9 protein-coding genes and 1 pseudogene are annotated in these 10857 nt (G+C 67.4%); 6 read left to right on the forward strand and 4 right to left on the reverse strand.

What is annotated here, in order from left to right; genetic code table 11:
* A partial coding sequence (locus OXG30_04455; GenBank protein MCY4134151.1) for a molybdopterin-dependent oxidoreductase occupies positions 1-1346 on the reverse strand: 1346 nt, incomplete at its 3' end.
* A 165-nt stretch (positions 1347-1511) separates the two neighbouring features.
* On the opposite strand from OXG30_04455, the gene OXG30_04460 reads away from it, so the two are divergent.
* Positions 1512-2927, forward strand: a complete 1416-nt coding sequence (locus tag OXG30_04460) for a Fic family protein (GenBank protein MCY4134152.1) — start codon at positions 1512-1514, stop codon at positions 2925-2927.
* Between the two features lie 33 nt (positions 2928-2960).
* On the opposite strand, the gene OXG30_04465 is transcribed toward OXG30_04460, so the two are convergent.
* Together OXG30_04465 and OXG30_04470 are read right to left on the reverse strand one after the other, a co-directional pair.
* Entirely contained in the window at positions 2961-3836 is an 876-nt protein-coding gene (locus tag OXG30_04465; protein ID MCY4134153.1) for a hypothetical protein, read from the reverse strand.
* 30 nt (positions 3837-3866) lie between these two features.
* A complete protein-coding gene (locus tag OXG30_04470) occupies positions 3867-6290 on the reverse strand; it encodes a CoA transferase (GenBank protein ID MCY4134154.1) in 2424 nt (807 codons plus the stop codon).
* 276 nt (positions 6291-6566) lie between these two features.
* Between OXG30_04470 and OXG30_04475 the strand changes: the two genes are divergently transcribed.
* Positions 6567-6962, forward strand: coding sequence for a DUF5318 family protein (locus OXG30_04475; protein ID MCY4134155.1), 396 nt, complete (start codon positions 6567-6569; stop codon positions 6960-6962).
* A gap of 58 nt (positions 6963-7020) precedes the next feature.
* Here OXG30_04475 and OXG30_04480 read toward each other — a convergent pair whose 3' ends face one another.
* Positions 7021-8421: an amidase gene (locus OXG30_04480; protein ID MCY4134156.1), complete on the reverse strand. Its 1401-nt coding sequence runs from the start codon at positions 8419-8421 to the stop codon at positions 7021-7023.
* Positions 8422-8550: 129 nt separating this feature from the next.
* Between OXG30_04480 and panB the strand changes: the two genes are divergently transcribed.
* From panB to rpsR, 4 genes and pseudogenes are all read left to right on the forward strand, one after another.
* The gene (panB, locus tag OXG30_04485) at positions 8551-9405 is read left to right on the forward strand and encodes a 3-methyl-2-oxobutanoate hydroxymethyltransferase (protein ID MCY4134157.1); all 855 of its coding nucleotides are present in this window, start codon (positions 8551-8553) and stop codon (positions 9403-9405) included.
* A gap of 79 nt (positions 9406-9484) precedes the next feature.
* Positions 9485-9829, forward strand: coding sequence for a 30S ribosomal protein S6 (gene rpsF, locus OXG30_04490; protein ID MCY4134158.1), 345 nt, complete (start codon positions 9485-9487; stop codon positions 9827-9829).
* Positions 9830-9845: 16 nt separating this feature from the next.
* A complete protein-coding gene (ssb, locus tag OXG30_04495) occupies positions 9846-10322 on the forward strand; it encodes a single-stranded DNA-binding protein (protein MCY4134159.1) in 477 nt (158 codons plus the stop codon).
* Positions 10322-10564: pseudogene (gene rpsR / locus OXG30_04500) on the forward strand (30S ribosomal protein S18). Before ssb ends, rpsR begins: the two are co-directional and overlap by 1 nt.
* Positions 10565-10857: the final 293 nt, after the last annotated feature.

The following is a 10857-nucleotide window of genomic DNA, read 5'->3' on the forward strand; positions in this document are numbered from 1 at the left end:
GACCAGTTGCCCGCGGTGCGGGCGGCCCACGACCAGATCATCTCGTCCCAGTGGGGCTGCTCCAGCGGGGACAGCCCGGGCAGGATCACATCGGCGTGGCGGGTGGTGGCGTTGACCCAATTGTCGATGCAGATCATGGCATCCAGCATGGGCAGCGCCTCATCCAGGCGGCCGGCCTCGGGCGAGCTGATCACCGGGTTGCCGGCCACCACCACCAGCGCCTTTATCTGGCCCTCGTCCGGGGTCATGATCTCCTCGGACAGGCACGACACCGGCACCTGGCCCAGCACCTCGGGGGCGCCCCGCACCCGGCTGTGCCAGCGGCCGAACTCGGGCTCTTTGGGTGCTTCGAAGTTGAGGGTGACCATGGCCGGGGCCACGGGGTTGCCGAACATCATCCCGCCGGGCACGTCGAAGTTGGCGGTGAGCAGGTTCACCACGTCGATGAGCCACGAGGCCAGCGTGCCGAACTCCTGGTTGCACAATCCGATGCGCCCGTACACACACGCGCTGTCGGCCGCGGCGATCTCCCGGGCCAGCCGCCGGGTGGTCTCGGCCGGCACCTGGGTGGTGTCGGCCACCTTCTCCGGGGTCCAGTCGGCCACCAGGGACCGCACCGCGTCGAGACCGTTGACGTGGTTTGCCATGGTGCCCAGATCCACCAAGCCCTCGTCGAACAGCACATGGCACAGGGCCAGCAGGAAGGCGGCGTCGGTGCCCGGCGTGATGGGAACCCACTCATCGGCGTGGTCGCAGGTGCCGGTGCGGCGGGGGTCTACCACCACGCACTTGCCGCCCCGCTCGCGGATCTTGTCCATCTCGCCCAGCACGTCGGGACAGGCCAACAGGCTGCCCTGGGAGGCGTGGGGGTTGGCCCCCATCACCACCAGGTACTGGGTGCGCATGATGTCGGGGGTGGGGAAGGTCCAGGAGTTGCCGTACATGCACTCCGACGACACGTTCTTGGGCCACTGGTCGACGGTGCCGGCCGAATAGCCCATCTGCACGCCCGACTGCATGACCAGCGCGCCCACATAGCGGCTGATGGAGAAGTTGTGGGCCGCGGGGTTGCCGATGTAGTAGGTCATGGCATCAACACCGTGGGTGTTGCGCACGCCGTGGAGCAGTTCCTCGCAGCGGGCGTAGGCCTCCTCCCAGGTGGCCTTCTGGAAGGTGCCGTTCTCGTCTTTGACCAGCGGCACCCGCACCCGGTCGGGGTCCTCGTGCAGGTGGCCCAGCGTGGTGCCCTTGGGGCAGATGAAGCCCTTGCTCCACACGTCGTCGCGGTCGGCCCGAATGGGGGGCAGCACCTTCTCACCCTCGGTCTTGATCTCCAGCCCGCACATGGCCTCACACAGCGGACAGGTCCGGTAATGGGTTTCCACAGTCACATAGGCGATGGTAGTTCCAAGGTGGGAGATGAACCGCAGCCAGCCAATTGGAGGTACTAATTACTACTAATAGGTACTAATTTAGTAGTAATACTGGTTCACCGGCTCTAGAGTGACCCCGTGGCAAAGGTGCTCATACCTCCAACTTGGACTTATCTGGCCTCTGAAGTCGCTCCAGAAGACCAGCACCGCGTGATTGAGGTGCTGACGTCAGGAAAGCCGGTCGACCCCAAAGGCCGGTACCTTCACTGGGACGAGATGCGGCACCGGACTCCGCCCGATGGCCTCACCCTTGGCGAATGGTGGATGGGAACTGCGTACAGTCGGTCCGCAATTGCCCGCCCGCTGCCTCTGACCAGTGTGAAGGGGGAGCCATTCCGGTTCTCCAACATCGACCGCATTCAGGAAATGGTCCACAACATTGACAAGTACGCCAGTGGCCAGATTCAGACTGATGACCCGGTTACCAACGTGGGATCTAGCAACCGCTATGTGATTTCTTCCCTCATGGAGGAGGCCATCACCTCCAGCCTCCTGGAAGGCGCAGCAACCACCCGAAGAGCGGCGAAGGAGATGCTGCGGACCCAGCGACGCCCCCGAACCCACGGGGAGCGCATGGTGTCCAACAACTTCAATGCAATGTTGGCAGCCGAAGAACTAGCCCGCGATGGCACCACACTGACTCCAGAAGACGTTTTGGAACTTCACCGCATCGTCATCGATGGCACCTTGGAAGATGAGTCGGAAGCTGGTCGTCTTCAGCTGCCCGGGGAAGACCGAGTCTTTGTTGTTGACTCCGATGACACAGTGCTGCATAGGCCACCGCCCGCCGAGGAATTGCCAGAGCGGCTAGAACAGCTCTGCGCCTTTGCCAACTGCGAAAATGTCGAAGGGTTCCTGCATCCTGTGGTTCGAGCCATCCTGGTCCACTATTGGGTGGGCTATGACCACCCGTTTGTCGACGGCAACGGGCGAACCGCCCGTGCCCTGTTCTATTGGTCCATGCTGCGGTCGGGATATTGGCTGACCCAGTACATCTCCATCTCCGCCATTCTGCGCAAGGCACCAGGGCAGTACAAGAAGTCCTATCTGAAGGCAGAAACCGATCACAACGACGCCACCTACTTCGTTTTCGATCAGCTAGAGGTGATCGAACGAGCCATCGATAGCTTGCGGGATTACTTGACTCGAAAAACAGCGGAGATCGCTGAGACCAAGCAGCGCCTGCACAGCGTCTCAGGGCTCAATAACCGTCAGCTTTCCATAATCAGCGACGCCTTGAATGACCCGTACCAGTCATTCACAATCCGAGGCCAGGCACAACTCCACCGGGTGGTGTACCAATCAGCCCGCACCGATTTGCTCGCACTTGAAGAACTCGGACTCCTGTCAAAGAGCAGAGCAGGTAACAAATTCGAGTTCCATGCTGCCGACGACTTGCAAGACCGGCTCCGCGCCCTCATGGAGACCCAGGAGGCAGACCAAGCCAACGAAATCGCAAATGCCATCAGTGAAGTACTAAACGATACTAATTGATGTCAAATTAGTAGCAGTCGTCATTTCCCCTGGTCAGCGGAGTTGGTCGACGTAGGCGTCGGTGCCGGGGATGGTGGGGATGAAGGGGGCCGACAGGGCCAGCGAGACTTTGGGGTGGGCGGACAGGGCGTTGTGGTGGGAGGCGAAGGCGGCGGGGAACACCTCGGCGGGGTCCTGCTCCAAGAACCACAGCAGACACAGGCGCTGGCCCACCTTGGCGGTGGGGGCCACTGGCGGGGTGCCGGGCTGCTCGATGCGGCCCTGGGCGAACTCCCGGGGGGCGAAGGCCAGGCACATCACCGCGGGCGAGCCCAGCAGCACCGAGGGCAGGTGGTCGCGGACCAGCCACTGCTCGAGGGCCTCCTGGTCGGCGACGGTGGCGGCGTCCACCACCTCTACCACCAGGCCGGCGAAGGGGTGGTTGAGGGCCAGATGGGGCTTCATAGGGCCGCTGCCGGGGCGCACCACGCCGAAGCGGTAGTGGTGGAAGGCGGTGTAGACGTGGTCGCGCTGGGGAAAGCCCCGGCCGTGGGGCATGAGGGCCTCGGCCATGGCCAGAAAGCTCCACCGCTCGGTGTCGTCCTCGTGGCCCGGCGTGCTCCAGTACAGCGAGATGTAGCAGCCGGCGTCGGCTGGCTCGAACGCCGGTTCGTCGACAGCAGGACGCAGGTCGCGCAGCGCCCGGGGCGCCACCCAGCGCCGACCGGCGTACACCCAGGGGCCGTGCATGGCCCCGGAGAAGAAGTGGTCGTCTTCGTACCAGCGGTTGTACTCGTATTCGCAGCCCTCGTGGGGCTCCACCATGGTGATGAGAGCGCTGCCGATGCCGATGTCGTTGGGCAGATGCAGAGCGAGGCGCTCATACACCGACCGGTCGGCCGGGGTCCGATCAGGCTCGGTGGCGGTCATGGCAGGCCTCCTCGGGTCGGTGGGCGTCGGCTAGGTGAGGGCGCCGGTGGCGGCCAGGGCGGATATCTCGTCGTCGGAGAAGCCGAGAACCTCCGACATCACCTGCTGGGTGTGCTCGCCCACCAGGGGGCCGGCCCGCCAGGGGCGGGCGGGGGTGGCGGAGAACAGGGTGACCGGACCGTCGAAGGTCATCTTGCCGATGGCACCGTGGTCGAGCTCGATGAAGAACTCCCGGGCCACCAAGTTGGGGTCGGCGTAGAAGTCGCTGGCCCGCAGGACGGCATAGGCGGGCACCCCCCGGGCCCGCAGCTTCTGGGCGGCCTCGAAGGCGTCCTGTTCGGCGAACCAGCCCGTCAACAATTCCTCGGCGTTGGCGATTCCCATCTCCGACCACCGGTCGTCCACCATGCCCAAGTCGGGCACCACCGAGCGCAGCGCCTCCCACTGCTCATCGGTCTCCACCGCGACGGCGCAGAAGCGCTCGGTGCCGGTGGTGCGGAACACTCCGTGGGGGGCGGCCCGCTCGGAGTCGGTTCCGGGCCGGGTGCGCGCCCTGCCTCTGTCGCGGTACTCCAGCACCAAAGGCGCCAGAAAGTGGATAGAGGCTTCGATCTGGGAGAGGTCGATGTACTGGCCCTGACCAGTGCGGTTGCGGTGGTGCAAGGCCGCGCCCAGCGCAGAGAGGGCATAGCGGGGGGAGATGAAGTCGGTGTAGGCCCCCCAGGGCGGATGGGGCCGCCGATCAGGCCAGCCGGTGATGGCGGTGAAGCCGCCCAAACAGGCCCCGTGCAGCCCGAACCCGGTGTGGCGGGCCTCGGGACCGGTCTGGCCCCTCATACAGCTCGACAGCATCACTGCGGCGGGGTTGAGCTCCCGCACATGCTCGTAGCCGAAGCCCAGGCGGTCGGCGGTGCCGGGGGTGTAGTTCTCCACCACCACGTCGGCCCACTCGATCATCCGGTCGATGACCGCTTTGGCCTCGGGAATGGTGTAGTTGAGCCCCAGGCCGAGCTTCGACTGGTTCATGTTGGCCATGGGGTGCCCGGCGCTCATGGGCGAGGCGTGGGGCAAATGGGGTGGGATCCAGCGCAGGGTGTCGAGGCGGGCCTCGGTCTCCACCCGGATCACGGTGGCCCCCAAATTGGCCAGATCCTTGGCGATGAGCGGTCCCGCGGCGATCCACGACAGATCGGCCACCTTTAATCCTTCGAACAGCGCCCCCCGGAGAGCGGCCCACACCGTGCTGGGGGCCTCCGCGGCGGGAACCGGCGACACGACATCCACCAGCCGCTGGTGCTGGCCCAGGGCGGGGGCGGGGTGGCGCAAGGCAATAGGGGTGGCCGACAGGCGGGCGAACGGCCCGGCATGAACCGCGCCGTCCACCTCCACCCAGAAGTCCCGAGCATCCAGCTGGGGATCGTCGGCCAGATGGGCGGGGGTGTAGCAGGGGGACACCAGCATCTTGCCGGCCACCGCCTGCTCCTGGATCTCGGCCTGGGTCTTGGTCTTGAGGAAGGCCAGCATCTGATCGAGGGCCCGGCCAGCGTCGGCCACGCTCAGCGTCTGGTCGCCCAGCATGTCGAGCCACCGCTCCCAGTCCACCTCGGCCAGGTCGTCGTCGAGGGCGCCCTCGGCGATCACCCACGCCATGAGCGACTTCATCCCCCGGTTGCCCTGGTCGCCCAGCACCAGGGTCATGCCCACATATCCATCGGCGCAGGGCTCGATGAACGGCATCCGCAGGCCGGGCACGATCTCGGGGTGGGTCACCTCGGCCCGGTCGTCGCCCCGGCCGGGAAAGTCCTCTCCCAAAGCGGCATGGCTGGTGATCGACATCAGCGACCACATCACCGCCGCCTGGATGGAGCTGTCGAGGTGCTGGCCCAGTCCGCTGCGGTCGCGCTCGCACAGCGCCATGATGGCGTCGGCCACGGCCTGCATCGCCCCCAGAAACGACGTCTCGGGAAAGCCCACCGGGGTGGGAACCCGGTCGTGGTCGCCCTGCATGGCCAACAGCCCACCGGCGGCCGACAAGGTGAGGTCGGTCATGGGCATCTCAGCGTCGGGGGTGTCGGCGCCGAACGGGGTCACCGACACGTACACCAACCTGGGGTTGATGGCGGCCAGCTCGTCGGGACCTAGGCCCAAACCGGCCATGTAGCCGGGGGCGAACGACTCCAACAGCACATCGGCGCCCGCCACCAGCGCCCGTAACTGGTCGCGGGCCCGGGGAATCTCCACATCGCACACCACGCTGTGCTTGCCCAGGCCCCACGCCTCCCAGAACAGCGAGCGGCCGTCGGCGGCGAACGGCGGTGTGGTGCGGGCGTCGCACCCCACCACCGGCTCCACCTTGATGACCTCGGCACCGAGGTCGGCCATCGTCTTGCCGGCGGCCTCGGCCATCCGGGTGGTCAGATCGAGGACCCGAATGCCGTCGAGTGCTCCGCTCATGGCTGCGGTCTCGGTGCTCGGCCGGCTATCAGCCCGACAACAAATCGGGGTCGCGGCACAGCTCTCACCATGGCCTCACAGTAGTGGTTGCCGATGACAAATGGCCCTTCCGCTGCACGGGTGGAACCGCCGGAAAAAGTCGGCTGGCGAAGGTCGAAGCGTCCAGAAGGGGCATCTGCCCGCAGAGCAAAGCCGCCGGATTTTAGCGGAAAATCGGCTGGCCGTGTCGGAGAGAAGTTAAGCAACGCGCTTGGCAGATGTGGCTACTCTGTCGCCATGGCCGAACCAATGGCCGCAGCAGTAGGGGTTCAACCCGAGCCCGCCTCAACGGTGGACTATCGCCTCGTGCGGGCCCATGTGCTGCACCGCCTCAAGAGCGGAACCCGGATGGCCGACGAGGTGTGCGACGCCCATCCGGAGTTGGTGCGGGCCGGCCGGGAGGTGGGCACCGCCGCTGGCGAGCCGTGCCCGGTGTGCTACGGCGACGAGCTGTCGCTGGTGTCGTACGTGTTCGGACCCCGCCTACCGGCGTTCGGGCGCTGCATCAGCTACCCGGCGGAGATCGCCAAGCTGGCCCGGCGCAAGGGCCGCTTCACCTGCTACGAGGTGGAGGTGTGCCCCGACTGCCACTGGAACCACCTCCTGCGCAGCTACGTGCTGCAACCCCGCTGACCGCCGGCTAGTCGCCAGCCAGTCGCCTGAGCCCACGCCCGCCGGGTGGGCACCTGAGCTAGCGGGGCTGGGGCCAGAAGGGCCGGGCCTCCTCAAGCTGGGCGGCCAGCCGCAACAGCAGCGCCTCGGCCCCGTAGGGGGCGATGAAGTGGCTGCCCACCGTGAGGCCCTGGTCGTCCCAGTGAAGGGGCACCGACATGGCCGGCTGGCCGGTGGCATTCGCCATGGCGCAGAACGGGCTGTAGGCCCCCTGGCGGGCGCCCCATTCGGCCACGTCGTCTTCGGTGGCCACCAGCTCGCCCAACCGCGGCGGCACCCGGGCCAGCGTGGGGGTGAGCACCATGTCGATGCCCGACCCGTGGTAGTCGCCCATGAGCCGGCCCATCAGGTGGCTGTCCAGAATCGCCTGGGCGTACTCGGGCCCGGTCAGCGTGGCGCCCCTAGCGGCCAGGGAGGCGGCCACCGGCTCCAGGTCGTCGGCGCCGGGGGGCCGCCCGCAAGCGGCCTCGCGCCGGGCCATCATGGCGGCGATGTTCGCTGAGGTGATCACGCCCTGGGGCCCGCCCATTCCCCGGCGCACCGGCAAATCGGTCTCCTCTTCCAGGCGGTGGCCCAGCTCCTCGCACAGCGCCACCGCGGCGTCCAGCGCTCTCCGGGCGGTGGCATCGAGCTCGATGCCGTTGGCCGATCCATCCCACACCGCGATCCGCAGCGAGGGCAGCGGCGGCGCAAGAGCCGCCTCGAAGGTCCCGTCGGGCGCAGGGGCCACGTAGGGGTCGCCGGGGGCCAGACCGGAGGTGAGGTCTAACAGCACGGCGCTGTCGCGCACCGTGCGAGACACCACATGGGTGGTGGAGTAGCCGCTCCAGTTCTCCCCGGCGTCGGGGCCGAAGCTCACCCGGCCCCGGCTGGGCTTGAGCCCGAACAGCCCGCAGGCCGACGCCGGTATGCGGATGGAGCCGCCCCCGTCGGAGGCGTGGGCCACCGTCAACATCCCCGAGGCCACCGCCGATGCCGCCCCGCCGCTGGAACCGCCCGCGCTGCGACCAGGGTCCAGTGGGTTGGCGCACGGGCCGAACAGTGCCGGCTCGGTGGTGGTGGACAGGCCGAGCTCGGGCGAGTTGGTGCGGCCCACCAGCACCATCCCCGCCGCCCGGTAGCGGCTCACCACCTCGGCGTCGTGGTCGTCCACCGGGGCATCCGCGAAGTACCGCGACCCGTGGGTGGCCACCGTGCCCCGCATGGCGAAGTGCAGGTCTTTGATGGCGAACGGCACCCCCCGCAGCCGCCCGTCGGCGGCCGGCTCCGGCTCCACCACCGTGGTGACGGCGTTCATCTCGGGGTTGCGCTCGTCGATGCGGGCCATGGTGGCCTCCAGCACCTCGGCCTCCGACACCTCCCCGGCCCGTATGGCATCGGCCAGCCCCACCGCATCGGTCCGGTCCAACAAATCATCCATGGCTGGCACACTAGTGGCCAAACACGGGGCATTTGCAGGCGAGGGGTTGGCACCGGTGCCGGGGCGGTGGACTACAGTAGGCGGCAACCGCCGGCAGCCGAAGTGCGCTGGACGGGGAAGGAGAACAACATGGGCTCGAAGCTCACTGCTCCCGTTATCAGCCATCGCAAGCGCAGCGGTGGCACCGACCCGCTGGTCATGCTCACCGCCTACGACGCCCCCAGCGCGCGCATGGCCGACGAAGCCGGGGCCGATCTCATCTTGGTGGGCGACTCGGTGGCCATGGTGGTGCTGGGCCACGACGACACCATGAGCGTGACCGTCGAGGAGATGGTCCACCACACCGCCGCGGTGGCCCGCACCCGCCCCCGGGCGATGGTGGTGGCCGACATGCCGTGGATGAGTTACCACGTGACCACCGCCGACACCGTCACCAACGCGGCCCAGTTGGTGCGGGCCGGGGCCCAGGCGGTGAAGCTGGAGGGCGGATCGGAGCGGGTGCCCATGATCGAGGCCATCATCTCCGCTCAGGTGCCGGTGATGGGCCATCTGGGGCTCACCCCCCAGTCGATGCTGGCCCAGGGCGGCTACCGGGTGCAGGGGCGTACCAGCGAAGCGGCGCTGGGCCTGGTGGCCGACGCCAAGGCGCTGGCCCACGCCGGATGCTTCGCCATCGTGTTGGAGGGGATGCCCGCTGCGGTGGCCCAGATGATCACCGACGCGGTGGACGTGCCCACCATCGGCATCGGCGCGGGCGGCCACTGCGACGGCCAGGTGCTGGTGTTCCACGACGTTTTGGGGCTGGAGACCAGGATGGTGCCCCGGTTCGTGCGCCGCTACGCCGCCATGCACGCCGACGGGGTGGACGCCCTGACCCAGTTCGCGGCCGACGTCCGCTCCGGGGCGTTCCCCGACTCCGACGAGTGCTACAAGATGAATCCCGACGAGGAGATGGCGTTGGGCCTTTACGGCCACGTCGGATAGAGTTCTGCCTGAAATACAGGCCCTGCCCCGGTTTTCGGGGCCCCGGTAGCCACCGGGTCCACAGGGAGGTGAGCTCGCCATGCGGGCATACGAGTTGATGATCATTTTGGACGCGGGCGTCGAGGAATCGAACGTGGATGCCTGCGTCGCCCAGGTTTCCGAGAACATCGCATCCAACGGCGGCGAGGTGAAGGCCGAAGACCGGTGGGGCAAGCGCCGCTTCGCTTATGAGATCAACCATCAATCCGAGGGCTATTACCTGGTCCTCGAATTCGTGACCGAGACGCGCGAGATGGGCACTATAGAACGTCTCCTTCAACTCGCGGACGAGGTGGTCCGCCACAAGCTGATCCGTCTGCCCGACAACGAGGCCGCCCGACGCGGCCTGCTGGGCGACGGCACCCCCCTGGCTGCGACCGGGTAACCAAGGAGACACAGAGATGGCATTCGACAACACGGTGACCGTTACCGGGAACATGACCCGGGACCCGGAGCTTCGATTCACCGCCGGCGGCAGCGCGGTGGCCACCTTCGGGCTGGCCTGGAACCGGCGCTGGCAGAACCGCCAGACCAACGAGACCGAGGAGCAGGTGTCGTTCTTTGACGTGACCTGCTGGAGCACCCTGGCCGAGAACGTGAGCGAGAGCCTGGTCAAGGGCACCCGGGTGGTGGTGAGCGGGCGGATGGAGCAGCGGTCGTGGGAGACCCAGGACGGCGAGCGCCGCTCCAAGGTGGAGATCATCGCCGATGAGGTGTCGCCCAGCCTGCGGTGGGCCACCGTGGAGGTGATCCGCAACGAGCGGCGCGACGGCGGCGGGGGCCGCAACCAGGGTGGCGGCGGCTACCAGGGTGGCGGCGGCGGGCGCCAGCAGCGCAGCCAGGCCCCTGACTACATTCCTGAAGAAGAGCCGTTCTGATGGCCAAAGGACCGAAGAAGCCCAAGGCCAAAGACATCAGCCGGCGGCGCAAGAAGAAGGTCAGCGTCCTCACCCAGGAGGGCATCGGCTATGTGGACTGGAAAGACATCAACCTGCTGCGGCGGTTCATGTCCGACCGGGCCAAGATCCGGGCCCGCCAGGTGACCGGCAACAACCAGCAGCAGCAAAAGGAGATCGCCCGGGCCATCAAGAACGCCCGCGAGATGGCGCTTTTGCCCTACAACAACCGGATCACCACCCAGCGCAGCGCGTCGAGGGCGCGAGACGACAGCCGCTTCGAGGGGCCGGTGCCCCAGCCCTCCACCCCGCCGCCCGGCTTGCGGGCGCCCGGGGAGATGGATCCCGATGATCCAGAGGCCGCGGAATTGGCCGTTGACGGCGCTCCTGCCGAGCTGCCCCTCGAGGATTCCGTTGCTTCGGTGGATTCTGGCCCCGCTGAGGCGCCTGTAGCCGAAGAAGCCCCAGTCGAAGAGGCACCAACCCCTGAGCCTGCCGCTGAAGAGCCTGTAGCCAG

The organism is bacterium (assembly GCA_026708015.1).
Lineage (GTDB): Bacteria > Actinomycetota > Acidimicrobiia > Acidimicrobiales > Bin134 > Poriferisocius.

What these genes read in the sequence shown, in the direction of transcription:
- OXG30_04465 (MCY4134153.1), bottom strand. Translation starts at nt 3,836, where the DNA reads ATGACCGCCACCGAGCCTGATCGGACCCCGGCCGACCGGTCGGTGTAT.
- OXG30_04470 (MCY4134154.1), bottom strand. Translation starts at nt 6,290, where the DNA reads ATGAGCGGAGCACTCGACGGCATTCGGGTCCTCGATCTGACCACCCGG.
- OXG30_04475 (MCY4134155.1), top strand. Translation starts at nt 6,567, where the DNA reads ATGGCCGAACCAATGGCCGCAGCAGTAGGGGTTCAACCCGAGCCCGCC.
- OXG30_04480 (MCY4134156.1), bottom strand. Translation starts at nt 8,421, where the DNA reads ATGGATGATTTGTTGGACCGGACCGATGCGGTGGGGCTGGCCGATGCC.
- panB (MCY4134157.1), top strand. Translation starts at nt 8,551, where the DNA reads ATGGGCTCGAAGCTCACTGCTCCCGTTATCAGCCATCGCAAGCGCAGC.
- rpsF (MCY4134158.1), top strand. Translation starts at nt 9,485, where the DNA reads ATGCGGGCATACGAGTTGATGATCATTTTGGACGCGGGCGTCGAGGAA.
- ssb (MCY4134159.1), top strand. Translation starts at nt 9,846, where the DNA reads ATGGCATTCGACAACACGGTGACCGTTACCGGGAACATGACCCGGGAC.